The 25,777-nt window shown below is 41.1% G+C and carries 40 protein-coding genes; 36 read left to right on the forward strand and 4 right to left on the reverse strand.

The annotated features are described in order from the left end of the window. Positions 1–2: 2 nt before the first annotated feature. Positions 3–677, reverse strand: a complete 675-nt coding sequence (locus ACLPIE_RS17840) for an XRE family transcriptional regulator (protein ID WP_166264695.1) — start codon at positions 675–677, stop codon at positions 3–5. 101 nt (positions 678–778) lie between these two features. Between ACLPIE_RS17840 and ACLPIE_RS17845 the strand changes: the two genes are divergently transcribed. The 17 genes from ACLPIE_RS17845 to ACLPIE_RS17925 all read left to right on the forward strand — a co-directional run bounded on the left by ACLPIE_RS17845 (position 779) and on the right by ACLPIE_RS17925 (position 11,722). Then, the gene (locus ACLPIE_RS17845) at positions 779–988 is read left to right on the forward strand and encodes a helix-turn-helix domain-containing protein (RefSeq protein ID WP_004912081.1); all 210 of its coding nucleotides are present in this window, start codon (positions 779–781) and stop codon (positions 986–988) included. Positions 989–1,055: 67 nt separating this feature from the next. Continuing rightward, positions 1,056–1,511: a toxin YdaT family protein gene (locus tag ACLPIE_RS17850; RefSeq protein ID WP_226693446.1), complete on the forward strand. Its 456-nt coding sequence runs from the start codon at positions 1,056–1,058 to the stop codon at positions 1,509–1,511. 17 nt (positions 1,512–1,528) lie between these two features. Then, the gene (locus ACLPIE_RS17855) at positions 1,529–1,753 is read left to right on the forward strand and encodes a hypothetical protein (RefSeq protein WP_226693447.1); all 225 of its coding nucleotides are present in this window, start codon (positions 1,529–1,531) and stop codon (positions 1,751–1,753) included. A 1-nt stretch (position 1,754) separates the two neighbouring features. After that, positions 1,755–2,699, forward strand: a complete 945-nt coding sequence (locus tag ACLPIE_RS17860) for a hypothetical protein (RefSeq protein ID WP_413242854.1) — start codon at positions 1,755–1,757, stop codon at positions 2,697–2,699. Continuing rightward, positions 2,689–4,101 (forward strand): replicative DNA helicase, encoded by a 1,413-nt coding sequence (locus tag ACLPIE_RS17865; protein WP_430263049.1) that lies wholly within the window; start codon positions 2,689–2,691, stop codon positions 4,099–4,101. Before ACLPIE_RS17860 ends, ACLPIE_RS17865 begins: the two co-directional genes overlap by 11 nt. A gap of 12 nt (positions 4,102–4,113) precedes the next feature. Beyond that, positions 4,114–4,803 (forward strand): gas vesicle protein GvpD, encoded by a 690-nt coding sequence (locus ACLPIE_RS17870; RefSeq protein ID WP_226693449.1) that lies wholly within the window; start codon positions 4,114–4,116, stop codon positions 4,801–4,803. Between the two features lie 54 nt (positions 4,804–4,857). Beyond that, positions 4,858–5,061: a palmdelphin gene (locus ACLPIE_RS17875; protein ID WP_430263050.1), complete on the forward strand. Its 204-nt coding sequence runs from the start codon at positions 4,858–4,860 to the stop codon at positions 5,059–5,061. Between the two features lie 2 nt (positions 5,062–5,063). Continuing rightward, positions 5,064–5,294, forward strand: coding sequence for a hypothetical protein (locus ACLPIE_RS17880; protein WP_004912060.1), 231 nt, complete (start codon positions 5,064–5,066; stop codon positions 5,292–5,294). Continuing rightward, positions 5,291–6,094 (forward strand): DNA adenine methylase, encoded by an 804-nt coding sequence (locus ACLPIE_RS17885; protein WP_226693451.1) that lies wholly within the window; start codon positions 5,291–5,293, stop codon positions 6,092–6,094. Before ACLPIE_RS17880 ends, ACLPIE_RS17885 begins: the two co-directional genes overlap by 4 nt. Positions 6,095–6,112: 18 nt before the next feature. After that, entirely contained in the window at positions 6,113–6,568 is a 456-nt protein-coding gene (locus ACLPIE_RS17890) for a hypothetical protein (protein WP_430263051.1), read from the forward strand. Between the two features lie 9 nt (positions 6,569–6,577). After that, a complete protein-coding gene (locus tag ACLPIE_RS17895) occupies positions 6,578–7,459 on the forward strand; it encodes a DNA cytosine methyltransferase (protein ID WP_430263052.1) in 882 nt (293 codons plus the stop codon). Between the two features lie 14 nt (positions 7,460–7,473). Next, complete coding sequence (locus tag ACLPIE_RS17900) at positions 7,474–7,812, forward strand: hypothetical protein (RefSeq protein WP_430263053.1); 339 nt, start codon at positions 7,474–7,476, stop codon at positions 7,810–7,812. 76 nt (positions 7,813–7,888) lie between these two features. Next, on the forward strand, positions 7,889–9,250 hold the full coding sequence (locus ACLPIE_RS17905) for a PIN-like domain-containing protein (RefSeq protein WP_430263054.1): 1,362 nt from the start codon (positions 7,889–7,891) through the stop codon (positions 9,248–9,250). Positions 9,251–9,338: 88 nt separating this feature from the next. Continuing rightward, positions 9,339–9,932, forward strand: coding sequence for a DUF1367 family protein (locus tag ACLPIE_RS17910; RefSeq protein ID WP_430263055.1), 594 nt, complete (start codon positions 9,339–9,341; stop codon positions 9,930–9,932). Between the two features lie 14 nt (positions 9,933–9,946). Further along, positions 9,947–10,810 carry a phosphoadenosine phosphosulfate reductase domain-containing protein gene (locus tag ACLPIE_RS17915; RefSeq protein ID WP_430263056.1) on the forward strand — a complete coding sequence of 288 codons (864 nt, stop codon included), beginning with the start codon at positions 9,947–9,949 and terminating at the stop codon, positions 10,808–10,810. Positions 10,811–10,821: 11 nt separating this feature from the next. Next, positions 10,822–11,136: a Ref family recombination enhancement nuclease gene (locus ACLPIE_RS17920; protein WP_430263057.1), complete on the forward strand. Its 315-nt coding sequence runs from the start codon at positions 10,822–10,824 to the stop codon at positions 11,134–11,136. Between the two features lie 34 nt (positions 11,137–11,170). Next, on the forward strand, positions 11,171–11,722 hold the full coding sequence (locus tag ACLPIE_RS17925; RefSeq protein WP_430263058.1) for a DUF1133 family protein: 552 nt from the start codon (positions 11,171–11,173) through the stop codon (positions 11,720–11,722). Positions 11,723–11,869: 147 nt separating this feature from the next. On the opposite strand, the gene ACLPIE_RS17930 is transcribed toward ACLPIE_RS17925, so the two are convergent. Next, positions 11,870–12,643: a hypothetical protein gene (locus ACLPIE_RS17930; RefSeq protein ID WP_430263059.1), complete on the reverse strand. Its 774-nt coding sequence runs from the start codon at positions 12,641–12,643 to the stop codon at positions 11,870–11,872. 127 nt (positions 12,644–12,770) lie between these two features. On the opposite strand from ACLPIE_RS17930, the gene ACLPIE_RS17935 reads away from it, so the two are divergent. Genes ACLPIE_RS17935 through lysC form a run of 6 tightly spaced genes read left to right on the forward strand, consistent with a single transcriptional unit; the run spans position 12,771 to position 14,725 of the window. Then, a complete protein-coding gene (locus ACLPIE_RS17935; protein ID WP_272685444.1) occupies positions 12,771–13,019 on the forward strand; it encodes a hypothetical protein in 249 nt (82 codons plus the stop codon). 22 nt (positions 13,020–13,041) lie between these two features. Further along, entirely contained in the window at positions 13,042–13,455 is a 414-nt protein-coding gene (locus tag ACLPIE_RS17940; RefSeq protein WP_147675574.1) for a putative holin, read from the forward strand. Further along, positions 13,455–13,823: a hypothetical protein gene (locus ACLPIE_RS17945; protein WP_279778078.1), complete on the forward strand. Its 369-nt coding sequence runs from the start codon at positions 13,455–13,457 to the stop codon at positions 13,821–13,823. Before ACLPIE_RS17940 ends, ACLPIE_RS17945 begins: the two co-directional genes overlap by 1 nt. Then, complete coding sequence (locus ACLPIE_RS17950) at positions 13,820–14,209, forward strand: M15 family metallopeptidase (protein WP_430263060.1); 390 nt, start codon at positions 13,820–13,822, stop codon at positions 14,207–14,209. The genes ACLPIE_RS17945 and ACLPIE_RS17950 overlap by 4 nt, the downstream gene beginning before the upstream one ends. Continuing rightward, entirely contained in the window at positions 14,206–14,583 is a 378-nt protein-coding gene (locus tag ACLPIE_RS17955) for a hypothetical protein (protein ID WP_430263081.1), read from the forward strand. Before ACLPIE_RS17950 ends, ACLPIE_RS17955 begins: the two co-directional genes overlap by 4 nt. Next, positions 14,501–14,725, forward strand: a complete 225-nt coding sequence (gene lysC, locus ACLPIE_RS17960; protein WP_430263080.1) for an Rz1-like lysis system protein LysC — start codon at positions 14,501–14,503, stop codon at positions 14,723–14,725. The genes ACLPIE_RS17955 and lysC overlap by 83 nt, the downstream gene beginning before the upstream one ends. 188 nt (positions 14,726–14,913) lie before the next feature. Here the strand turns inward: lysC and ACLPIE_RS17965 are convergent, their stop codons facing one another. Next, a complete protein-coding gene (locus ACLPIE_RS17965; protein ID WP_430263061.1) occupies positions 14,914–15,183 on the reverse strand; it encodes a DUF6953 family protein in 270 nt (89 codons plus the stop codon). Beyond that, entirely contained in the window at positions 15,167–15,388 is a 222-nt protein-coding gene (locus ACLPIE_RS17970) for a YodC family protein (protein ID WP_306804853.1), read from the reverse strand. Before ACLPIE_RS17970 ends, ACLPIE_RS17965 begins: the two co-directional genes overlap by 17 nt. Before the next feature lie 214 nt (positions 15,389–15,602). On the opposite strand from ACLPIE_RS17970, the gene ACLPIE_RS17975 reads away from it, so the two are divergent. From ACLPIE_RS17975 to ACLPIE_RS18035, 13 genes are all read left to right on the forward strand, one after another. Beyond that, positions 15,603–16,598: a terminase small subunit gene (locus tag ACLPIE_RS17975; RefSeq protein ID WP_430263062.1), complete on the forward strand. Its 996-nt coding sequence runs from the start codon at positions 15,603–15,605 to the stop codon at positions 16,596–16,598. Then, positions 16,576–17,883: a terminase large subunit domain-containing protein gene (locus ACLPIE_RS17980; protein WP_226693465.1), complete on the forward strand. Its 1,308-nt coding sequence runs from the start codon at positions 16,576–16,578 to the stop codon at positions 17,881–17,883. Before ACLPIE_RS17975 ends, ACLPIE_RS17980 begins: the two co-directional genes overlap by 23 nt. A 3-nt stretch (positions 17,884–17,886) precedes the next feature. Further along, the gene (locus ACLPIE_RS17985; protein WP_430263063.1) at positions 17,887–19,272 is read left to right on the forward strand and encodes a DUF4055 domain-containing protein; all 1,386 of its coding nucleotides are present in this window, start codon (positions 17,887–17,889) and stop codon (positions 19,270–19,272) included. Between the two features lie 3 nt (positions 19,273–19,275). Continuing rightward, positions 19,276–20,388, forward strand: a complete 1,113-nt coding sequence (locus ACLPIE_RS17990; protein ID WP_430263064.1) for a phage minor head protein — start codon at positions 19,276–19,278, stop codon at positions 20,386–20,388. A 115-nt stretch (positions 20,389–20,503) separates the two neighbouring features. Beyond that, positions 20,504–21,268, forward strand: a complete 765-nt coding sequence (locus ACLPIE_RS17995) for a DUF6651 domain-containing protein (protein WP_430263065.1) — start codon at positions 20,504–20,506, stop codon at positions 21,266–21,268. Positions 21,269–21,361: 93 nt separating this feature from the next. Further along, a complete protein-coding gene (locus tag ACLPIE_RS18000; RefSeq protein WP_430263066.1) occupies positions 21,362–22,495 on the forward strand; it encodes a P22 phage major capsid protein family protein in 1,134 nt (377 codons plus the stop codon). Between the two features lie 44 nt (positions 22,496–22,539). Continuing rightward, a complete protein-coding gene (locus tag ACLPIE_RS18005) occupies positions 22,540–22,710 on the forward strand; it encodes a hypothetical protein (RefSeq protein ID WP_430263067.1) in 171 nt (56 codons plus the stop codon). 9 nt (positions 22,711–22,719) lie between these two features. After that, positions 22,720–23,112 (forward strand): protein singed, encoded by a 393-nt coding sequence (locus tag ACLPIE_RS18010; protein WP_430263068.1) that lies wholly within the window; start codon positions 22,720–22,722, stop codon positions 23,110–23,112. Between the two features lie 2 nt (positions 23,113–23,114). Continuing rightward, entirely contained in the window at positions 23,115–23,501 is a 387-nt protein-coding gene (locus tag ACLPIE_RS18015) for a glutamate 5-kinase (RefSeq protein WP_226693486.1), read from the forward strand. 1 nt (position 23,502) lies between these two features. Next, positions 23,503–23,916, forward strand: coding sequence for an HK97 gp10 family phage protein (locus ACLPIE_RS18020; protein ID WP_369486947.1), 414 nt, complete (start codon positions 23,503–23,505; stop codon positions 23,914–23,916). Beyond that, on the forward strand, positions 23,913–24,308 hold the full coding sequence (locus ACLPIE_RS18025; protein WP_430263069.1) for a phage tail terminator-like protein: 396 nt from the start codon (positions 23,913–23,915) through the stop codon (positions 24,306–24,308). The genes ACLPIE_RS18020 and ACLPIE_RS18025 overlap by 4 nt, the downstream gene beginning before the upstream one ends. 8 nt (positions 24,309–24,316) lie before the next feature. Next, on the forward strand, positions 24,317–25,249 hold the full coding sequence (locus ACLPIE_RS18030; protein ID WP_430263070.1) for a phage tail tube protein: 933 nt from the start codon (positions 24,317–24,319) through the stop codon (positions 25,247–25,249). Between the two features lie 52 nt (positions 25,250–25,301). Further along, the gene (locus ACLPIE_RS18035; RefSeq protein WP_272519504.1) at positions 25,302–25,736 is read left to right on the forward strand and encodes a hypothetical protein; all 435 of its coding nucleotides are present in this window, start codon (positions 25,302–25,304) and stop codon (positions 25,734–25,736) included. Positions 25,737–25,777 lie beyond the last annotated feature (41 nt).

Raw genomic sequence — 25,777 nt, forward strand, 5'->3', positions numbered from 1 at the left:
GCTTATTTAACTAAAGGAGGGACAAGGGTTAGTGGTTGTTCTCTATCACATTTGTCTATATATTTCGTGGGCTTAACTATGGCCGAAACGTAGTGCATTTTATCTACTTGGCTAGGCTCTAGTGTTATTGGTTTGTGAGCATTATTAATACTAGTGAATTGGTAGTCACCGTCTCTTGTTTTGTTAAAAATCTTTATCATGTTATGACCTTCGACAGTTCTAACAAACACTTCATCACCAGTCCTGACATTTGTATTTGGCTCAACAACGACATATTCTCCCGATTGTATCCGAGGCCACATACTATCACCTCTGACTTTTAGTCCATAAGCTTCCTTGTCATCGCTGTATATCTTTAACCAGCCATTATGGGATTCAATCATATCCACTGCGCCATCAACACCAAGAAATGCCTCACCTATAACTTGGACCATCCCTGATGGAACTTTGCCAATATATTCAATATCATCTGATTGAGTTGGGGTTTCAGAAAAAAGTTCTGAAACAGTAACTCCTAATGCTGATGCAATTTTTACCAAGGTGTTTTCGCTATAGCCTTGAACATTTCTTTCGAGCCGAGAGATATTGCCCACATCGCTATTAATAGCGGTGGCTAAATCAAGGATTGTCATTCCTTTACTTTTGCGAATTTCTCTGATCTTTGTTCCAATTTTCATTCTGTTATTCAACTTTATTTATGCGTATCACACAAAGCGTATTGCGCATATTTGATTGTGTGTTAATATGCGCAGTACGCATTAAAAATTAAGGGGCGGTTATGCAAACACCATTAAGAAGAATTCGTATTGAAAAGCAGCTGACTATTTCTGAAGTTGCAAATGCAATTAATTGCGATGTGGGAAATTTAAGCCGATTGGAGCGAGGTGCTCAAGCCGCCTCATTAGAATTGGCTGAAAAGCTTGTAAAATTTTATGGCGAAAAAATCACAGAAATGCAAATTCTATATCCTAAACGGTACATGAAATAACATTACCAAATAACGATTTTAAAAACTGATTCTTAATAATCAATTTTGCGACAGGAGACGCGAGTAGATGAATTTTGATATCGATATTGTCCGATCCGAAATTGAGGACTGGGCGGCGGAGCAAGGTCAAGAGCATGTAGCTATTGAAGTTAGCCGTGCTTATTCACGTATTGTAAAAAACAGGTCACAAGGGCGTTTGCATGTGATTGAAGACGAATCGGGTAGGGCTGATTGGAAAGCGATTAATAATAACCGGCAACAGATATTTCGTTGGTTGCGTGGTGATTCCCCCGCATCTATCAGAAAAATAGTTGAGTTAATGCCGGCAATAGAAATTGCATTACCGGCTTCACGACTCGCCCGGGTTCGAGGTGATACGAAAAATTACTTAGCTTCAATTGCAATACAGCGATTTGCCGAGGCAATTAGCGAGATTTTATTAGAGGGTCGTGACATGTCACACCATATTAATAATGCAGTCATTGCGTTAAATGCGATACCACGCCAGACCAGCGTGCATTAATTCAAGAGGCAAGACCAATGTTAAGAACAATTGAGAAAATAACCTATCGCAATGGTTTTTTGTTGAACGGAAAACCTGCTGACAGAGAGAAAGTCGAAGACGTTTTCGAAGGTAGAAGAGCAGCTGCGCTAAGCGTTTGGGAACAGTACGAACAACAAAAACAAAAGCTGCTCTCAAAAAAGCTGACGCCTGAGCAATACCGGAACGCTTGTCGCGACATTGCACGCGCACTGGGGGTATAAAGTGAATAATTCATTGATGACAGAAACCGTTAATCAAATAGGGCGCATGAACATAACGGGTAATGTGATCCCTGCAAACTGGTGGCATCACATCAAAATGCCAAGTGGCAAGCCTGATAATATTGGGATCATATTGCTTTCAGAAATTATTTACTGGTACCGGCCAGCGGAAATTCGGGACGAGTTTACTGGTGAACTTCAAGGGTGGCGAAAGCGGTTTCAAAGCGATAAGTTGCAACGTAGTTATCAATCATTCGCGGATCAATTTGGTTTTACAAAGCGGGAAGTTACCGAAGCGATAAAACGGTTGAAGGCAAAAGGTGTTATTACGCTTGAATTTCGCACCATAAATACAGTAAGTGGTCCGTGCAACAATGTGGTATTTATTGAGCCAGTTGTTGAATGTATTCATGAAATAACAAACTCTATCCCATTGATTAATAATCAAACAAAAATAGAGCCTGTTTCTGTGACAGGTCTCACTTCTAAACGTGATAGGGGGTACGTTGAAACGGGACAGCCCCCACATACAGAAGTGATAGCCCCCACTTCTAAACGTGAGACAAATACAGAGATTACTACAGAGACTACTACAGAGATTATTGATGGTACGTCAGGTGAACCTGACGACAACAAACCATCGTCAAAAATTAAATTGAACTATGAAAAAATTATCGATTCATATCACGAAATTTTACCAGATATGCCAGCTGTCAAAGTTCTGACTGATGAGCGTAAGCGAAAACTGAAAAGCTTCTGGATTAAATTTAAATTTAATCAGGAACGCTGGGTAAATTATTTATCGTACATTGGGAGCCACTGTCGGTGGATGATGGAAGATCGAGACAATGGACGTGGTGGAACATGGCGCCGTAAGAATTTGGATTACCTGATTACTGAGCGTTGCTACGTTGCAGTCAAGGAGGAACGCGCTAATGACAAATAATATCTTTGCTCCACCGAATAGCGCCGAGGCTGAGCAAGCTGTGCTAGGTGGCCTTATGATTAGCACTGACGAAGATAAGCGTCAGCGAGTTATTTCTCTGATAAAACCCGAGTCATTTTATCAATGGGCGCACAACCGAATTTTTTCGGAAATCGTAAGGCTAATCAAAACTAACCAGCCTACTGATGTAATTACAGTGAGCGATGCGCTAACAGCAAATGGTGATTTAGACAAAGTTGGCGGTTTCGCCTATGTCGCTGAGCTTTGTATGTTACCAACAGCAGCAAACATAGTGAATTATGCACGGATCATCCGTGACAAGGCTATACAGCGTTATGCGATTAACAATCTCAACACTTGCGTCGAAATGTTGATGGCCAATGATGGCCTTGAAGTAAATCATAAACTGGCCAATGTCCAGCAGGTGGTATCAAGCATCATTGAGCATGCTAAAACAGGTAAGAGTAAGGGGCTTAGACCAGCTCGTGATGTAGTAGGAGACTGGGTTGAGGAAGTTGAAAGGCGTTTTGATGATCCGACGAATGCCGCTGGTTTTACTTTAGGTATCGAATCACTTGATGGCTTAATGGCTCCCAAGCAAGCACTAAGAGGATCTCTAATTGTCGTAGGTGCTAGACCTAAAATGGGCAAAACCGCGTTCTACAACCGTGTAGCGACTCATTTTGCTTTAAATCACAGATTACCTACATTGTTATTCAGCCTTGAAATGACTGACAGAGGGATCATTGAGCGCATGATAGCTCAAGAGGGTGGTGTTTCAGCAGATATATTCTATACCGGTGCGCATGATGATATGGAAATGGCTCGAGCATTAGCAAGAGCTGAAGAAATTGCAGAATCCAATATGTATATCGATAGCACTCCTGGTGTTGATTTGCACCATATTATTGCTGAATGTCGAAAGGTAAAAAGAGTTAAAGGGAAAATTGGGCTCATTGCTGTGGATTATCTGACATTAATCAAAGCTGCCCCAGCAGAGCGCCGCGATATTGCCTACGGTGACATTACAACGGGTTTAAAAAACTTAGCCAAGGAAATGGATTGTGTGGTCCTGTTACTTACTCAGCTTAACCGTAAGCTGGAAGAACGAGCAGACAAACGACCGACACCTGCAGATAGCAGAGATACAGGACAAATTGAGCAAGATTGTGATGTTTGGATAGGTTTATACCGTGATGCGGTTTATAACAACAATGCAGATAAATCGCTGATGGAAATTATTCTTCGTTTAAATCGTGATGGCAACACTGGCACAGCTTACGGGCAACTGGTTAATTCGTATATTAAAAATATTAGCCAAAGCGAAGCAGAAAGACTGTCATTTAAAGGAAAGAGTAGTAATAAACAACATAGAGCTCAAGAGTTAACAAGTTCATTTTAAAAGGAAATCATTATGGATTTTAATTATATCAATAAAAAGTCTTTAGTTTCACTGGACGATATTATCAATGAATTTCAAGGTAAAAGCTTAATTACAATTACTGGGTTGCCATCATCAGGAAAAACAAGGTTAGCTTTGAGAATTACTGAAATGGTAAGTCGTGATAATAGTGTTTTATATGTGACGCTTAGTGAAACAAAGGAACAGCTCATAAAATGTTTCACATCTATGATTACTGGCGTGTCATATAAAGATATTAATAAAGAGTTATCTAAAGAAAAGATAGACGATATTAAGAAAACACTCGGAAATTATAGTAATAATAAAATACTAATCGCTGATAACTCTGATTTAACACTGGAACAGTTAGATAAATTATGTACTGACACTAAGCTAAAAAACAAGGATTTGAAACTTATTGTTATAGATAAACATGGTTCGCTCAATGTAAATGAGTTTAATAGTTTTTCGGAAAGAACGACAGCGATATTAGATAAGTTAAATAACATATCTTGTAATTTAAATGTGCCTATCGTAATGATTTACAATACCAGAAGAAGCGTGCATAGCGTGCCTAACGATGATGATTTGCATATCTTAATACAACGCTCTGATATTGTAATAAATACTGTAAATTTGGATGGGAACTTTGAGATTTCTGTAGATAAAAATAACCTTGGGGCTACAGGAATAATTAAATAACAGCTGAAATTTTATTTATAAAAACGACCAACGTTATCGGCAACGCACGACCATATGCCGATGATATGCGCTAAAGAGGCAGACCAAATGACAATTAAAGACCCAATCACCGGCGAGTCACTCGTCCGGAGCAATCACCCCATATTGCCTGATGATGGTTTAGACCATTCTCCGTGCCACATTGAACGCTTTAATTCTGCAGCAAGGGCAAGAACAAAAGCACCCTATCAACCAGAGCCGAAACCCCAAAAGAGGTAGTTATGTCAGGTAAATATTTACCTGATGGACTTCCTCATAACCGTGCTTTATGGCCAGAAGAATATCGCGAACTGGAGCAACTTGATTTATTCGCTAGCCGGCTAATTCGGCAACTGAAAAATCGAAAAATTCATAGGGAACGAATACTGGTTGAAATTGAAAAAGCACCTGAGGTACATCGGGAATTTTTTAGAGATAGGTTAAATCATTGGCGTGAGGTGATGAAGGTATGAGTAAGCTTAAAATTAAGCATCCTGTGATCCGGTACCACGGTGGAAAATTCCGTTTAGCAAAGTGGATATTAAGTTATTTTCCTGATCACCGCTGCTATGTAGAGCCATTTGGCGGAGTTGCTAGTGTATTAATGCAGAAAGATCGTAGCTATGCGGAAGTATATAACGATCTAGATAGTGAAGTTGTAAATCTATTCAAGGTACTGCGAGACCCTGAATTAAACATGAAGTTACAAGAAGCTTGTTTGCTTACAGCTTATTCTCGCGACGAATTTATGTTAGCAAAAGAGTTCACCGAAGACCCATTAGAGAGAGCTCGACGCATGGTTGTTCGTGCTTGTATGGGATTTGGTTCTGCAGCCGGTTTAAACGGTAATTCAGGGTTTCAATCTGACAGTAAGCGTGAGTATTCAATATATTCTCATTTATGGGCTAAATATCCTAAAAACTTGTCTTCCGTTTGCCAGCGTTTACAGGGGGTAATTATTGAAAATAAGCCAGCATTGGATTTGATTAAAAAGCATGATACGGCTGACACATTGTTTTATCTAGACCCGCCATATATGCCTGAATCACGAGTAGCTGGTAATCGATATTACAACTTTGAAATGACGAATGATCAACATAATGAGTTATTGCAAACACTTAAATCAGTTTCGGGGAAAGTGGTTATTAGTGGATATAACTCAGATTTATATAACGATGAATTATCAGGCTGGCGAAAGGTAACCAAAGAGGCCCGTATTTCTGCAGGTCGTGGTACCGGAATTCGAACAGAATGTTTATGGATGAATTACTGAATATAAGGCAATAGACCTATGAAAGATTATAGCGTAACACATGACCGTTTTAATTTTAAAGATATCAAATGCTCACTTCATGGGCTGAATGAGCATTGCCAGTCATCAAATAGCCTTATTGCCGTTATCGATGGAGATACACAACAAGTGGTCATGATTGAATGCCACCCTGAAGAAACTAACGAGGTAAGCATGAAAAATAGAATTCCACTAATGACTAACCCTTTAGGGAAACATTGGGCACAACCTAATCATGAAAACATTTTAATTGATGATACTCACGTAATAATGAGTAGCAAAGATTTTAATTCACTTGCTGAATATTCAAATTCAATACCATCTGGTGTTTATGTTGGGAAAATGTGGAAAGCGGTAGCTCAGGATGGGCGTGTGTTTTTGCGCTGGTTTAGTTTAGTCGAAGGGCGTGATGATTTATGTAGCAACAATCAGCGTGAAATCATCATCATTGATTAGGAGGCAGGGATGAGCATTACAGTAAATTCTTACTTTAGTGGTGCTGGCCTAATGGATATAGGCCTTTTGCAAGCAGGACTGAATATAGGGCAAGCTTTTGAACTGGATAAATCTGCATGTAAAACATACCGCCATAATTTAGGTGGGCATATTAAAGAATGCGATATAGCACAAGAGTTGGTTTTGGAACAAGATTCATGTGATGGAATGATATTCACATACCCATGCACTAGGTACAGCACCATTGGTGATATTCATGGGGTTCGTACTGGTGATGAGTTATTTCTACATGCATTACGACATTTAGCGATTGCAAGGCCTGAATTCTATGTGGTTGAGAACGTTCCGGGGATGCGTGCTTTTCCTGTTGTAATGGAAGCTATGCAGAAAATGCCTGATTACTACGTTAATGTATTTTGCCCGATCAAATCTGAAACTTGGTTACCACAAAAGCGTAATAGATTAATTATTATTGGTACCAAAAAACATTTTTCACCTCAACCGCCTGTAAATCATAATCCTATTAAATTAGCAGACATTTTAGAAATTGAGCCAGATACAAGTATCCCTAAATCAGTTTATTCAAGAATGAACGGTGAATATAGGGACTTACCAATAGTTAGTAATCCCGACAATGGGGATCTGGCCCCAACTTGTGTCGCTCATTATGCGAAAGATAAAAGTACCCGACTAGTAGCAGATAAAAATTTTCCAATGGGAGTTCGGCCATATACTGTACGGGAATACGCAAGGCTCCAAGGCGTTCCTGATTGGTTTGAGTTTCCAGTTAGCCAAACAGATGCATATAGACAAATTGGTAACGGTGTTTCCGTTCCTGTTGGGATATGGATTGGCTATGAAATAAAACGATATATGAGTAAGTCAATTTAGAGAGGCAAAGACCAATGGCAAAAACAGCGGCAGAACGCAAAGCCGAGCAGCGTGAGCGTCAAAAGGAATCAGGTGTTACTAAAATAGAGTTATTTCTTGATGAGCAAGAGTTAGAAATGCTTCAAAGAAATTGCGCATTACGTAGACCAGGAAGAGAGCCTTATGATATCGCTGAATATATTTCAATGTTGATTAGAATTGATGACCGTTCAGTTATATCATTAATTACAGAAATAAATAGAAGGCACTGTAAAAAGTGTAATGAACAACTACCGGTAGTGGAATGTTGCCTCAGTGGTAGTTCCGAGTGTTGGAATACACAAGGCTGGCATGAGTTAAAACTGGTGATTTAATATTGATTATAATTTTTCTTTGAGGATAATATTAACTAACTTGAATTAACAATATAATTTTTTTGGTGAATTGATTATGCGAGATAAATTTAAAGGATTTTATGGTGTTTCAACTGAAGATGAAAAGAATGCATTTTTAAGTAATAAAACTATTTTTATTTTTGATACTAATTGTTTTTTAAATTTATATAGATGTGATGAAGATACTAAAAATGATTTTATTAATGTAGTTAATAACATAAAGGATAGAATTTGGTTCCCATTCCAAATTTGTTTAGAATACCAAAGGAATAGAATTAAAGTTATTAGTTCATCTATGAAAAACCTTAATGAAATTAAGCAGGAGTTAATGACTGCGACAAAAGTAATTGATGTTTTTTGTAATGAATCACAAAGGTCAATAAAGAATAGATACAGTCAATTGCATGTTGAACTTTGTAATCTTAAAGAGGAAATAGAGAAAAAAATTAATAATTTTATTTCTGAAAGCATAGATAATAGATTATCTAAATCTGATTTAATTAGTAAGCCTGATGATATTAGAAGCTGGATTGATACTGTATCTATGGGAAAAATCTCAGAGCCTTTAACACAAGAACAAATTGATGGGATTAATAAGAAAGGTGAGAGACGTTATAAAGTTAAGATAGGACCTGGTTGGGAGGATGAAAAAGATAAAAAAGAATCTGAGTCATATTTTGACGGGGTGTATTATAAGGATAAATATGGCGATTTATATTTATGGACTGAAATTTTAAATAAAGTGGAAAGTGATGAAAAAGTTGAAAACATAATTTTCGTTACAAATGATGTGAAGAATGATTGGTGGTATAGAGAGCATGGAAAAACTATAGGTCCATTAGAGTGTATCAATACTGAAATAAAAAATAAAAATATAAAATTTTTTAACATGTACACTCAATCATCTTTTTTATCTAAAGCTACAAGTTTACTAGATAAAATTCATGTAAATGACTCATCAATAGAAGAGTTGGAAAGGTTGTCAGATAATATATCAAATGATGATTTAAGTTATAAGTTACTTAATAGCATGAAAACCTATGATAATAACAATGTAATAAAAAATCCGGCTTTGGGTGTATACATAAAACAATATGAGGACATTAAAAATAAATACTCAGGCTTATTAGAGTCGGGGAAGGTAGCTTTGGAAATGGCTAGAATCTACAATACTTCAAAGGAAGAAAAAATCGAATATATTAATTCCTCTATAAATAGATTAAGGGAAAAAATTATGGAATGCTCAGAGCGTCGTGATGGATACATTGAAAGTTATGCTAGATTGCCTGATTCTGGAGCATTTGCAGAGGATGAAAGAGATGAATTGGATTGGCAAATAGGTCAATGTGATAATGAAATTAATACATTAAAACAGGAGATTCGTTCATTAACTGCTTATTTATATACTTTGCAATAACTTTGTTTTTTTGTGTTTTTGAAATATAATCGATTCATTGGTCTGAACACCCAATCTTAACACTTGCTGTGTCTACTGAGAGAAACGTATGGCACAGCATAGCTTTATCAAAATGTCTAACGACACTCTTGTACCGGCTAATCCCGCTGCGAGAGATTTTTTGCATTCCAAAATTAAATGTGGTGATGTACTTTCGGCTGATTTCAAGAAAGCTCGCAACCCACGTTTCCATCGTAAATATTTTGCTTTACTCAATCTAGGGTATGAATACTGGGAACCAACCGGCGGTACCATTTCGCCTGAAGAAAAAGAATTGGTGCGTGGTTATGTTAAATTTCTCGCTTACTACACTGATAACGACGATGCCCTCCAATCCGCTGCAGATGCTTACCTAGACGATGTAGCACAGAAACGAGTTCACAATATTTCAGCAACCAAATCCTTTGATGCTTTCCGCTATTGGGTGGTAGAGCAATCTGGCCATTATGAAACTTTTGAAATGCCAGACGGTAGCCTACGCCGTGTAGCCAAATCAATCAGCTTTGCTAAAATGGATGACCTAGCCTTTGGCGAACTCTACAAATCAACCCTCGATGTGCTTTGGAACTTCATTTTATTCCGTAAATTCCCCACACAAGAAGCTGCTGAAAATGCTGCAGCTCAGTTGCTCGATTTCACCTAATTGGAGCAAGGAATATGTTAGAAATTTTAAAAGATAAGAAGTATCACATTGTGAGTTTTTCAGGTGGCAGAACGTCAGCCTATCTTACTTATTTGTTAAAACAAATAGGGGAAAGAGAAAGTCTTAATGTGAAATTTTTATTTATGGACACGGGAGCTGAGCATCCTAAAACATATGAGTTTATTCGTAACGTGGCTAAGAATTGGAACATTGATCTTGTGTGTCTGCGACTTGTGATTGATCCGCAACTGGGGAAAGCGAATACATATAAAGTTATTAGCATTAATGAAATATGTCATGACCTACAGCCTTGGGTAGATGCTTGCAGCAAATATGGTACGCCGTACATTCATGGTCCATTTTGCACTAGAACAATGAAGCTAGAAACCTTTGAGCGATATTGCAGAGAAAACTTTGGTGATGATTATCACACATGGATTGGTATAAGAGCCGATGAACCCAAACGCTTAAAACATCGAGATCACATTTCTTACCTAGCTGACATCAGTAACTTTGATAAACAAGATGTATTGAACTGGTGGAAGAACCAATCATTTGATCTTGATATTCCAGAGCATCTTGGTAATTGCGTTTTTTGCATTAAGAAAGGCGTGAACAAGATTGCACTGGCAACTCGTGATGAGCCGAATTTAGCTAAGCAATTCTTAGATGTTATCACTAGTAAATCTGTAAGGACTGTAGAACGCAGGAAGCAAGAAAATAAAATTATGTACAGAGGAAACCTTTCTTTAGAAAACATCATTGAAATGTATTCAGCGCAAGAATATGAGGAGATTGCTGCAACTATAAGAGGAATGAAAGGGTATGAGTCAGGATCATGCTCGGAATCGTGCGAAATATCAGAGTTAATGAATTAGAGGCAAGACCAATGACCAAAAAATCAAAGACCAAAGAAGAGAAACAGTGGCTATCAGATGTAGCCGAACTTGGCTGCATTTGCTGCCGCAATATGGGTTATGGAGCATCGCCAGCAGAAATTCATCATACGCGAGCAGGGCAGGGTATGGCTCAACGAGCTAGTCACAAAGATGTATTGCCGTTATGTCCACCTCACCACCGTGCTAGCTATGACACTGGTTTTCATGCAGCGCCTAAAACGTGGCAGCAAATTCACGGTACTGAAGCCGAATTGCTCGAGCAAACCAAAATTGAAGTAATGGCATTACGCGCTTGTCGCGTCTAGCAATATTAATAAATAAAGAAGTTGAGGTATTAGCATGATCTATCCAGAGACAAGCGGCAAGAGCGGTGAACATTTAAGATTACGAACATTAGAAAGTACGTGGATCCGTGGTCGATTAACAATGTGGGGTTGTTGGTCTGCATTTAGCAAATCACCTAAAGCTGCAGGCATTTTTCAGAGATTATTAGCGGAACCGAAAATTACCAAGAAAGCCCTTAAAGATGCAATGCGAAGAATGAAAAAGGAAGGGCTATCAGAAGAAACCTTGTTGCTTTTTTTGGAAGAGTACCAGGATAAAAAAACACTTAGCAATATGTGGTTCTGCAGTGATATTGAAGGTGGCAAAATGGATAGGGTGATTAGCGCTGTTTTTGCTCATGAACAAGGGTTGTTAAATGTATTGAAACAGCACTATATATACAAAAAATCCTATTATGCATTAGCGCTTGAACTGTATGAAAGCAAGCCGTCTATATCGTTATCAACGTGTAGAAGGCGAATTAAAGCTTGGTTGTCTATTGCTGAATTTATGCTTTATCGACCAATGTGTGATGAATTTGACAGAGATTATCATTATTCTGAATAAACCATTGACTTTTTGAACAATGAAGTTATAGTTTTGGTATACGCTGCGCGAAGCTGTACACGCAAGGCAGTAAACGAATTTAAGACCTCGCCATTCATGCGAGGTTTTTTTGTTTATAATAGAAATCAAATTTTTCCCCACGCTTAACTATAATAGGGTAGAAAATAGGTACATATCTTTAGGCTGGCTTTGTGAGCCTTGTGTAATGTATTGCATTCTTTTACTTTCAACCTTTGTCTTCCTATCTTTAATTTGAGTATGGGGTAAACGAAGTAAAAGTAGCTCATTAAGATCATCAATCACTATTTTTTTTAATTCCATCTTACTAACTCCACGTTGTGGAAGGGCTCTAATAACTACATTGTAGCCGATGTTAGGTTTTAGTTTAGATAGTGAAAAACCTTTTTTAGTTATAGTTTCTCGATATGTAGCTGCATACTCAATATCTAAGTTTTCTAAAGAAACACCTAAAATATCAGATGCATGCTTAGGAGCTGCGCCAATTAACCAACAGCAAATAAAGTTTATTTCTGTTTTTAAAACTAGCTGCTCAATAAATGGATCGTTTATATCCGCATTAATGATAATAATTCTTTCAGTTAGAGTTGATAAATTAGTATTTATTATTTCAGATAGCTTCAAGACTTTGGGCGGATAGCCATTTTCGGTTAAATATAGTGTAGCTTGCTTTATTAGATGATCATTTATTTCGATAGAAAATACTTGCTTCGCTTGGCTCACTATATTAAGTGTGCTTAGCCCAGAACCACAACCTATTTCCAACACAATAGAATCATTTGGAATGTAAGTACTCATCCATTTGTAATCTCCATTTTTTTGATGATTCAAACTATCAAAACCCCACTCACGGGCATACTCTTCCTCGGTCATCGGGGTGCCTAGCACATTATTTACAGACATACTGTATTAATCCTTATTAGTATTAGTGGTTATTTGAACTTAACTCAAATATTAACTGAATTCATTAAACTGCACTAGCTTTTATAGCTGGTGAATTTCTATTATCTACGCACTAAGGAACGTAACCATGTACGCACTTAAATTAATAACTGAACGTGAAGGCCGTAAAGTTGAAGAGTCACATTATTTGGGAAATATGTACCGGTTGGAGTTTTATCCAGCTGTTGATAATCCAGATATTGCTGCTCGACTGGAATACACAACGAAAGAGGGTGTCCCTGCATTTAACATTAAGCGAACTGACCATGCTTACATTACTACGGTTACGGGTGATACGGTTCGGGTTATCTGCAGAGGTAAAACGCCTTCTCATTAACAGTTAAGAGAACAAATCATTTATGAGCACATCAATAGGGATAACCCTCGGTGCTGCTGGCGGTGGCGCTATGGGCGGTTTCCTTATTGGTGCCGACTATGGTGTTGTGCTAGGGGCAGTTATTGGCGCTTCAGTTTCCGTCATTGCATCTAAAGATAATAACCGGCGAAAAATATTCCATTTTATTTTGGCGCTCGGTGCGGGGATCCTCATTGCTAAAGAGGCTTCTGAATTTATCGCTCAAGTCTGGTCATGGGAGATTAGCCCTAAGATTACAGCCATTATTATTTCGGCGTTATTAATCCCCGTTCTGGTGCTTGCTGCAAACAAAGACAACCTTAGAAAGTTGTTCAGCCGTATTGCAGCATCAATAGACCGAAACTTCAGCAGTATCGTACAGGCCATTAAAGATTGGCGAAATAAAGGGGGTAACTGATGGACGCCTTCTTAACGATTTTTACGAATATAACTTGCTGGGTGGAGGCTCACCCTTTAGATGCTGCTGATATTGCTCTCATGGTGGCATCGGCTATTATTGCGTTTTTTTGTTCTTATGAGAGAACGAGAGATTCGATAGTCACCAATATATTAATTGTCTGTTGGGTTTACCAGATTGGTGAAACTTTGGCAGGCGAACGCATATCAGCCCCATCTGATGTGGTATTTGATGCAGTTATTTTCCTCGTCATTTTATCGGCTGGTGGCAACATCATGTCGGTTGTTGTCATCAGTAAGCTAATGTCCCGAATCAAATCAATCTGGCTGCTAATTAAGAGGCCTTTTACTTTTATGGTGAAGAAATGAGTAAATTCAAATTCAGTAATCGCAGTGAAGAAAATCTGCGAGGCGTTCATCCTGACCTAGTTAAAGTTACCCGTCGAGCCATTGAATTAACCAGTATTGATTTTATGGTCATTGAAGGTAAGCGAACCGAAGCTCGACAACGCCAATTAGTGAAAAATGGTGCTAGCCAGACCATGAATAGCCGGCACTTAACTGGACATGCTGTCGATTGCGCCCCGCTAGTAGGCCGCGAAATCCCTTGGAATGATTGGTCTAAGTTCAAATTAGTTGCTGACGCTATGCTGCAGGCGGGTGAAGAACTAGGCATTGATATTGAGTGGGGCGGTAACTGGACAAGCTTTAAAGATGGTCCTCACTTCCAACTCTCACGCAAGTCATACCCATGAATACGCTTACTAAAGCATTAATGGCCGCTTGCGCCATTTTGCTGTTTTGGCTTATCTGGGTTGCGAATGATTACGACAAGCTGAGTGAGAAGTTTGATAAAAAATCAAATGAACTTGCTGCCAATCAATTCATATTGTCCACCGTTTTAGAACTTTCGGTAACGTTTAATGAAATCTCACGAAATAACCTTAGGGAACGCGACGCGGCAGCAGTGGCTTCTGAAACGGTTAAAACTATTATCAAAACCGTTATTGTGGATGATAAGTGTGCTGCTATTGATGCTCCTCGTGATGCTACTGTCGAGCTGCACAATCACGCGAATAGAATACGTTCAAACTCCATTAGTACCCATCCCAGCCCATCTGCTCAATGATTGTTTGCCTGAGTACATCCCTGAGACATTTCCTTGGGGTGACTCTCTATTGATAAATGAGTCGCTACTAACAGTTATCGAGCAATGTAACTTAGACAAAAAAGCCATTCGAGAGATTGAAGCGGCTAGGCATAGTAAATAGCAAGGTGGTAATTATGTTTAATAACTTACCCGGACCAGGAATATTTCTTTTTCTTGGATTTGTGTGTGCAGTGCTCGGATGGGGAGTAATTGAAATACTGGTTTATCTCTGCCAGTGGATGTTTTAGGCAAGAAGACAATATGAGAAATTGAAAAAAGCGAGGATAACCCTCGCTATGTAGAATTAATTTAGCCTCTAGCTTCTCGTCCATCTTCATCTTCAGCGACTCTGAATCGCCAATATAAATCAGGTCTAACCCATACGACAGTATTAGCATTTAGTTTTTTAAATGCATTTAACACAAGTGGAGTTAATACTAAGTTACCATCTGCATTTTCTTTTAAAAAACTCTCTTGAGCATTCTTAACAAGAAAATCGACAACATCTTCTTGGTATAAGCATTCCTCTTGCTCAAGTTGCGATTGCATCCATAACGCAATCTCATTCGCTGTCATCATTTTTTACCGGCATTAATGAGTCAGGCATGAAATCCCCATGCTCAAGTTTTTTTCCAGCAAACCACTGGCACCTAACTCTATTGCTTGGGCCTAGGTTACTAGATGGGCCGAAAACTGTCATCTTTGGGCCTCCTGACTTAAGAGAAACAAGGTCACCAGTTTTAAAATTGTCCATTACATTTCCTTTAAGATAGGTGAAGTTCATTTAGTTTGGATAGATGGCTGTTTCGCCATGTAACAGTTACCAAGATGGGGATGGAAAGAGGGACTTTCAATGCATATTATTTTTATATTTAGATATACGTCACGTATATCCAAATAAAATATTATGTGTTCGGATCTATAGCAACAAAGATAACTTTCTACAAACGTCATTCTCAGAGTGGCGTTGATAGAGATTTATATAGGAGATAAACACGATGGCTAAACCGGATTGGGGGACGCTACAGCAACAGTTCCTCACCGAACATGCTAAATCAGGAATATCCCCTAAAGAGTGGTGTGAGAACCAGGGACTTAATTACGCAACTGCGCGACGATATATTAAAAAGCCGGCTGCGCAATCTGCGCAAAAAACTGCGCACAAGAAGTTGCGCACTGCGCAGACTGAGAATAGTGCAAAGTCGTTATCAAAAGACAAAGAGCTTACCCCACAGCAAAAGCGTTTTGTTGCTGAATACCTGATAGATGGTAATGCAACGCAAGCAGCAATAAGGGCTGGGTATAGTGAGAAAAGTGCTAGAAATATTGGGCAACAGCTACTAGCCAAAACTAGCCTTGCAAATGAAATTGCGCACCAACAACAACAGTCTTTATCGCGCACATTAATTAAAGCTGATGAGGTACTTGCTAAGGCATGGAGCCTTGCAACATTTGACGCGAATGAATTATCTCAATATCGACGTGGTTGTTGTCGTCATTGTTGGGGGTTCGGTTATCAGTATCAATGGCGTGATGCAGTAGAATTCGAAGAAAAACGACTTGAAGCAACTGAAAGAAAAAAGAGAGCTCCTGAAGATACGGGGGGATATGGTTACAACCACACAAAGGAACCTAATCCTCTATGCCCGCGATGCAATGGTGAAGGTATTGGACAGCCATTTTTTCCTGATACTCGAAAACTTAATGCTGATGCAGCTTTGGCTTATTCAGGCGTTAAATTGGGTAAAAATGGTGTTGAGATACTTTCAATTAATCGAGAGCGCATGTTTGATGCGGTAATGAAACGTCTAGGCCTTGCTGATAGTGAAGCTGCTCAGCGTATTCTCGAAATAGAATTGGAGCGCAGGCGATTAGAGGTTGAGAAGCTGCGCAAAGAGCTTGCTGATAATGCTGACGATGATAACCCAACTCCAGTAGCGATTAATATTAACGTTGTCGATGCGAGGGCGGATGATGATATCACCGACACTTAATATCCCTCAGGCACGATTCTTGGCAATGCCTCATAAGTTTAAAGCATACGTGGCTGGGTTTGGCTCGGGTAAGACTTGGGTCGGTTGCGGTGGCATATGCAAGGGAATGTGGGAATTTCCTAAAATCAATCAGGGGTATTTTGCACCAACTTACCCACAAATACGGGATATCTTCTACCCGACGATTGAAGAGGTCGCCTTTGATTGGGGCCTTAAAGTTAATATCGTTGAAAGCAATAAAGAGGTTCATTTTTACGAAGGTAGGAAATTCCGAGGCACGGTGATTTGCCGTTCTATGGAAAAACCCGAAACTATCGTTGGTTTTAAAATAGGTAATGCTTTAATTGATGAGCTTGATGTCATGAAGTCTGACAAAGCTCAAAAGGCATGGCGAAAAATTATTGCTCGTATGCGTTATAACGTTACTGGCTTACGAAATGGTATTGATGTAACAACAACCCCTGAAGGGTTTAAGTTTGTTTATCAGCAATTCGTAAAAGAGGTGAGAGACAAACCTGAGCTAAGTACGTTATATGGTCTTGTTCAAGCCTCTACGTTCGACAATGAAAAAAACTTACCGCCTGATTATATCCCCTCACTGATGAGCTCTTACCCGCCTGAGTTAATTAAGGCTTATTTGAGGGGGCAATTCACTAACTTAACAAGCGGTACCATTTATCACACATTTGATAGGAAGCTGAATAATTCAGAGGAAGAAGAGCAGCCCGGGGAAACGCTTTATATTGGCATGGATTTTAACGTTGGCAAGATGGCGGGAATTGTTCATGTACTCCGTTTGGGCTTGCCTCATGCTGTTACTGAAATCATTAACGCCTACGACACACCCGATATGATCCGCATCATTAAAGAACGTTTCTGGCTCTACGATGGTTCAAATTATAAAAAAGTCCGAGAGATTTATATTTATCCCGATGCTTCGGGGGATTCACGTAAATCGAATAATGCGAGCTCAACAGATATTGCACAGCTAAAACAGGCAGGTTTTCACGTTATCGTTAATAACACAAACCCACCCGTAAAAGACCGGATTAACTCTATGAACGCAATGTTCTGTAATGCTGATGGAGCTAGGCGTTACAAAGTGAATGTCAAACGCTGCCCTGTATACAGTGAATCACTTGAGCAGCAAGTTTGGGATCCTAAAAGCGGGGAACCGGATAAAAAGTCCGATAACGATCACCCGAATGATGCTGGTGGATATTACATCGTCAAACAATTCCCGATTATCAAGCCTACCGGAACGGTAACTAAACTTAGGATATAAATCATGCCTGATATTTCAACTCCCAACCTTGACTATAACGATATGGTTGAGGCTTGGGATATCAACGATGCCTTAATGGGCGGGACGTTGTACATGCGCACGTTAGGCGAGCAATACATGCCCAAATGGCCTAAAGAAGAGAATGACTCGTACAAGGAAAGGCTCGCGACAGCAACATTATTGCCAGCTTATGAAGAAACCATTAATCAGAACGTAGGCCGTGTTCTCGCAGCGCCTATTGTATTGAGTGAAGAAACTCCGCCAGAAGTTGCGGAAATCACGACGGACGTCGATATGGAAGGGAGCCGCCTTGATGTTTGGGCGCAGCACTTTTTCAGTATTGCATTACAGTACGGCTTGGCACATGCATTAGTTGATTATCCGAGAGTGGATTTAAACGCGGTAAAAACTAAGAGTGATGAAAAGAAACTCGGTGCTAGACCTTATGTGACGATGCTTAACCCTCGGCAAGTGATTGGCTGGAAATCTGAAACCAAAGGTGGAAAAACTTACCTGACTGAATTACGAGTGAAAGAAATTATCACGGTGGATGGTGATGACTTCGGGCAAACAAAGGTGGAGCAAATACGCCACATTATGCCCCGTCAGGTTGTCATTTACCGTCGAAATAAAGGTAAAGATGGGAGTGACATATGGGTACCCCATGAAGAATGGAAAACCTCGCGCGATGATATTCCGTTAGTCACGCTCTATACCAAGCGTACCGGATTTATGCGCGGGTCACCGCCACTACTCAATTTAGCAATCTTGAATATCAAACATTGGCAGAGCCAAAGTGAACAAGACAACATCTTGCACGTTGCGCGAGTGCCCTTGCTGGTTGCCTATGGATTGAATGACGGTGCAGAGCTTACTATTGGGTCATCATCAGCCACTAAGTTTGAGGATAAGACCAGAGGCGGACTTGAATATGTTGAGCATACGGGATCAGCTATTGGTGCCGGCAAAGAATCGATTGCCGATTTAGAGCAGCAAATGCGCCAAGCTGGTGCAAAGCTAATCAAAGGTGATAACACATCGACAAAATCTGTCGAGCAAACCAACGAAGAGAAAATGCAGGAAAACTCGCCACTCTACACGATGGCGATTTCGCTCGAAGATGCGCTTGATAACATCCTACAAATTTTTGCTGAATATAAAGGTTTGCCAAGCGGCGGTAATGTGGATGTCAGAACCGAGCTAGAAATCAGCGACAAAGAGATTAACTCAACAGCCGCGCTGGCTGTTCAAGCCTTGCGTCAAGGTGGGGATATTCGTCGTATTGACGCGATTCGCGCATTACAAGCGTTAGGTTTAATTGACCAGGATACTAAGCCAGAAGAGGTTATTGATGAGTTAAAAAATCAAGACCCCTCATTCATGGAGTAGCGTATGGCGACAGCAAATGATTTTATCCAAAATGAAAGTATTGCTCACGCTATTTGGGTCAGTCGGTACAGCACTGGCGTAGCTAAGCGAATAGTTAACTTACTTAACCAGAGCGATGCTGAGCTAGTGGCTCGGCTTTTGGTAGCGATGGATGGGCTAGATGCTAAGAGTTTCACTGTTGAGCGATTAGAAAGCCTGTTGGGTAGTGTGCGAGAAGTTAATAAACAGGCGATTGATTCAATTCAGGCTAGCTTGTCTAGTGAAATGTTAGCTTTTGCACAACACGAAGCCGGTTATCAGTTATCGTTATTTACTACCGCTATCCCAGAGCAAGTCATTAAGCAGGTTTCTCTGCAAAGTATCTCCGCGCAACAAGCCTATTCCGCTGCAATGTCTCAACCTTTTCAAGGGCGATTATTGAAAGGCTGGATGAAGAACCTTGAAGCAGACCGCATGGCCAGAATATCAAATGTGGTGAGACAGGGCTTTTTGTTGGGCGATACCACCGAGCAGATAGCTCGAAAGGTACGAGGTCACGCGAATAAAGGCTATCAGGATAGTGCGTTGCAATTAAGTCGTTCAAATGCCATTAGCATTACCAAAACGGCATTAGGGCACATGGCATCCGTGAGCCGCGATCATTTTGCTAACGCAAACAGCGATATCGTCAAAGGTAAACGCTGGATATCAACACTGGATAATCGAACAACACCAGAATGCCGAATTCGTGATCAGCTTATGTACACGATGGACAACAAACCGATTGGCCATAAAATTCCGTATCTGCAAGGACCCGGAAAACTGCATTTTTGCTGTCGTTCGACTGAGGTACTTGTTTTGAAATCCGCGAAGGAGTTAGGGCTTGATATTCGCGATATTCCTAATAGCTCTAGAGCCAGTATGGATGGACAAATCCCCTCTGAGATTAATTACTCGGATTGGTTGAAAAACCAAAAGCCAGATAGGCAAGATGAAATACTGGGTAAAACGCGCGCCTCGCTCATGCGTGACGGTGGTTTATCGTTTGATGAGTTTTATACCGACAAAGGCGAGTATCTATCGCTAGAGCAACTTAAACGAATAGACAGTGAGGCGTTTCGTCGCGCTGGGCTGTAAAACCAATTGATTATCAAGACTCCTAACGGGGTCTTTTTTTATACCTGTTATTGGGCGGATGCCACATAACGAACGGTCGGATGACCTTTTAAAGCCGGAAGGCGAGGAAGATAAAATGAAGTTAAAAACAGTCGAAGTGAATGGTAAAAGTTACGCTGAAATTGATGATAAAGGCTTTCCGATTTATCAGCACGATGACGGTAAAGAAATCGGTTTCGATGCGGCGCAAGCGGTTAGCAAAATTGCCTCATTGAACGGTGAAGCCAAATCACATCGTGAAGCCAAAGAAGCGGCGGAAGCGAATCTGGCTAAATTTGCAGGGATTGAAGACCCCAAAAAAGCATTAGAAGCCATTGAGACGTTAACCAAAATCGACCAGAAGAAACTGATTGATGCAGGTGCGGTTGACCAAGTTAAGGCTGAAATTACTAAGTCATTCCAGACTCAACTGGATGAAGCAAATAGCAAGGCTAACACACTTCAAGAGCAGCTTTATAATTCAATGATTGGCGGCAGCTTTGCGGGCTCTAAATTCATCGCTGACAAAATGGCCATTCCGGCTGACTTTGTTCAAGCTCGCTTCGGTCAGTCATTCAAAATTGAAGACGGCAATGTCGTAGCCTATGACCCGTCGGGTAATAAAATCTATTCTCGTGCTAAGCCGGGTGAGTTAGCTGGGTTTGATGAAGCGCTCGAATTTTTAGTGGAGCAATACCCACAGAAAGACCACATTTTAAAAGCCTCTGATAACAGTGGCATGGGTTCAAAAGCAAGTCAGCATCAAGCAGGGCAAAAGACAATGAAGCGCTCAGCGTTTGATTCACTTGATCCAGCAGCTAGAAATGCAGCGCTCGCAGATAAAATTACCATTGTTGATTAATTCTCTCCTGATGCCTTTCGGATGATGGGCATCGTTAGGTCTGGATAGGCCATTCAAATACAAATCATATTTAACTCCCATAAGGAATAATACATGTCCAATACATTAACAGGGCTTATCCCGACTATTTACACCGCGCTAGACACCGTCTCTCGCGAACAAGTTGGTTTTATCCCCGCTGTATCACGTAACGCAAAAGCAGATGCGGCAGCGAAAGGTCAAACTGTCACCGCATCAGTTGCACCGATTGCAAAAACGGTTGATATTGAACCGGGTGCAACTGCGCCGAATGATGGCGATCAATCAATCGGTAACGTTGAAGTTAAGATCACTAAATCCAAAATGGCACCGGTCAAATGGAATGGTGAAGAACAGCTCGCATTAGGGCCAGCAGGAACCTATAACACCATTCTTGCCGACCAGTTCACACAGGCATTTCGTGCGCTATCGAATGAAGTGGATGCCGACCTCGCCGCACTTTACTACGCGTCTTCTCGCGCTGTAGGTGAAGCAGGCAAAGCGCCATTTGGTGTGGCGGGTGATTTAAGTGATGCGGCAGATGCTCGTCAAGTGATGAGCGATAACGGGGCACCAACCACCGATTTACAGATGGTGTTAGGCTCTTCCGCGATTGCTAATTTGCGCGGTAAACAGTCTGTTCTGTTTAAAGTGAATGAATCAGGCACCGATGCGTTATTGCGTGAGGGGATCATTGGTCGCTTAGAAGGCTTTAATATTCACGAATCCGCAAACGTGAAAAAACACGCTTCTGCAGCAACGGGTTATTTGGTTAATGGTGAGAAAGAAGAAGGCGATATCCTTATTGCTGTGGACACAGGGACGGGCGCTTTCAAAGCCGGTGATATTGTTACGTTTGCGGGTGATGCTCATCAATACGTTATTGCAGTAGCGACAGCATCAACTATTACGTTAGCGGCTCCGGGCTTACGTCAAGACTTGGCGGATGATGCTGTTATTACGGTGCTGGGTACTTATACGGCAAATATGGCCTTTGACCGTGGAGCTTTCTTACTTGCGGCACGTACTCCAGCAATGCCAGAAGGTGGCGATACCGCAGATGATGTCATGAATGTGACAGATCCAAAGTCAGGCATTACCTTCCAAGTGGCGCTTTATCGCCAATATCGCCAAGTACGTTATGAAGTAGGTCTGTCATGGGGTGTTGCACCAGTTAAGACAGAGCACAGCTGCATTATCTTAGGTTAAACCATAAAGGGGCTTCGGCTCCTTTTTTCTTTGGAGAAATGAATATGGCCAAGGCACCGAATAAAAAAGCGGATGTAGAACAGTCCAATGAAACGCTCGATGAACAGCAAGAAAAAGGTATTGATCTGGTCGTAATGACTCGAGGTGGCATCGATGCCGATGTTCACCCCAATGAAGTTGAACGCTGGACGAATGAGGGCTGGCAGGCTAAGTAAGGGCATTTCATGGTCGAATATATCACGATTGAGGATGTCGATTTAAAACTGGGGGCTGATTGGGTTGATGAGGCTAAAAAGCCTAAATCCGTACTATCAGCCAACGCATGGCTAACCTCACTGAATCTTCGTGATTTTGGCCATGGTGATATTCCTGATGATGTAAAACAAGCGGGGGCTTATGCGGCTGAGGTTGCTTCTAAAGGCAAGCTTTATCAGCAATCGGATACCGGTTCACTGACCAGTAAAAAGGTTGATGCCGATGGAGCCTCAGTATCTAAATCCTATGCGGAGTTGAATTCAGGCAGTACCACACGTTTAGACCCTGATTTACAACTGGCGTTAGCCTTACTTAGTCAATACGGGGTTAACACTCACCAAGTCCGACTGCGAAGGGGGTAATGATGGGATTACGTGACGAACTACAAGCTGAATTAGCTGCTGCGTTTGATGAAGACCTCGCGGACGCTGTCAATGCTTTTGATGGGAAATATATCATCAAGGGCGATGATTGGGACCCCGTAACAGAAACCAGTACTGATACGGTTATTGAGTATTCAGGGCGGGGTGTTTTATCGCGCTATGCGACCTCAAAAATTGATAACGTGAATATCCTCATGGGGGATTTGAAACTCACCGCATTAACCAATGAAGTCACTGGCGTACCTCAAGTTAACCATACCATCACGACAAAAGACCTCGTCACTCACGAGTTGAGGGCGTACACCGTTAAATCGGTGGGGACTGACCCAACAGGCGCGACATACTCCATTCAATTAAGAGGGGGATAATATGGCGAAGCAAAGCTGGTCTATTCCTCCTTCCGCATTTGCGGGGCTCGTTGAAGCCGATGTAAACCGAAAAATGCGGGTTATCGCTATACAGTTATTGACTGAGATTGTGCAACGTTCACCGGTTGATACGGGGCGGTTCCGCAATAACAATGCGGTGAGCATTCAACATCCTGATTACAGCGAAACGGGCTTTACGGGAGGGGCTACATTAGAGCGTGGTTCAAGTAGTGGGGTTCAGGCTTACTCGATGGGGATCGGTAAAATAGGCGAAGCCAGTCGAGAGCGTTTTCCTGTCATCTATATTCAAAACAATCTCCCCTATGCTTCGAGTCTTGAAAATGGTCATTCTGGCCAAGCGCCGGAGGGCGTTTATCGGTTGTCGTTCGAAAGCATAGCACAGGCATACAAATGACATTAACGGAAATTAGAAATGCCATCATTCAGCGTATGACGGCACAGACCACTATTGCCAAAAATGATGTGAGATACCCCAACGATAAGCCGTATGACCCAACGGGGAAAACTATTTGGGCACGTCTAACTATCAAGCATGGCTTATCAGGCACACAAGAAATTGGAAGTGGCCCCGTGGTTCATCGTACTGGCATCGCATTTATTCAATTATTTGTTCCCTTGGAAACGGGCACGCTTTTTATCACTCAAACGGCAGACAAACTGAAAGACTTATTCGAAAACCAAACAGACGGCCAATTGGATTATTTTTCGGTATCTGCTGATGATGTTGGCGATGAAGGTCATGGTTGGTATCAACTCAATTTATCTATTCCATATCGCGCACTATAGGAGGCTAAATGTCATCAGGTGCTAAGGTCATCACGGCGTTTATCCGTGAGACAACAACGGGTGTCACTCCGACAAGTGGCAAGTGGGATTTATTAACGCGAACAAGTTATGGCGTAAAACCCACACAAAACACGTCTGATAATGACGAAATTGGCGGCTCTCGCATGGCGCAAGGTAAGTCACTCACCACCGTCGACGTGGGTGGCGATATCGGAGCTAAGTTTCGCTATGGGCAACATGATGCATTTTTAGCATCTTGCTTTGGCGCTGAGTGGGTAAGCAATACCTTAACAATGGGCAATGAGCGGATCACTTTCTCATTAGCAACATTTGCCGCTGACATTGGTGTCGCGTCAATTGCTCGCGGTTGTCAGGTAGGCGCAATGCAACTCGAAACGCCAGCGGATGGTGATGTAACAGTTTCGATCACCTTTGCCGGGCTTGGATTTGACTCGAAAGGTGATGGCACTAAATACCATACTGAACCAGTCGATAATGCGGGAAAATTGCGTTACAGCTTTAAAGAGGTCACTAACCTTAAGCTTAATGGCATTCAAGGCGGTAATGGCTTCTGTGTTGATTCGTTTAGCTTGAACTTTGACAACAACATGCAGGTTCAGCGCTGTATTGGTACCGGAACACCCTTTGCGGGGGCGAATATTCCGACTACTTTTACCCCTTCAGGCAGTATTACGCTCTCCTGGTCTAAAGCAGCATGGGAAATTTGGAAGAAAACATTAACCGGTGAAACCATCCCGTTTGAGTTCACGCTGCAAAATGCGGAAGGAGGCTATACGTTTTTATTCCCAGCTGTGCAGGTTGATGGTGATTGGCCGGATGGTGGCAACACTGACATTATTCAGGTTCAACTCAACATCACCGCCGCAGACACACCACCAACCATTACACGTATCCCGCCAGTGGTCGAGCCGAGTAAGTAATTTAACACCTTAAGCCCGTTAATTCGGGCTTTTCATCGCTAAAGGTAAACCAATGCTAATTCTCAATGAAGATTCAAAATTAGAAGTCACAAAATGGATTGAACCGCAAGAAGGCGTCAAATTGCTCGTGGGTTCAATTGAAAATGAAAATTACCGCACAACAAGCGCAACTATCTACCGCCATATTGACCGACTTGATAACAAAATGAACGTAGGCACACCCGAGTTTGACATCACCAAAATTGATATCACTCAAACACCTGACGATTTATTAATGGCTACAACAGCACGTTATTTGTTGAAAGATTGGCAAGGTGTAGGGGAACTGAATGCGAAAGGTAAGCAAGTCGCCATTGAATACACGCCTGAACGTGGGGCGATATTATTAAAACAAAACCCCGAGTTTTACTGGAAAATTCTTAATGCCGCGATTGAGTTAGGCAAAGAAGAATCTGAGCATGTGGCTGAAACAGTAAAAAAGTCATAGAGGCTCAAAAGTGGCTCACTGAGTTTGGCGGGCTACAAGGG

The organism is Providencia sp. Me31A (assembly GCF_050487165.1).
In the GTDB taxonomy this organism is placed as follows: Bacteria; Pseudomonadota; Gammaproteobacteria; order Enterobacterales; family Enterobacteriaceae; genus Providencia.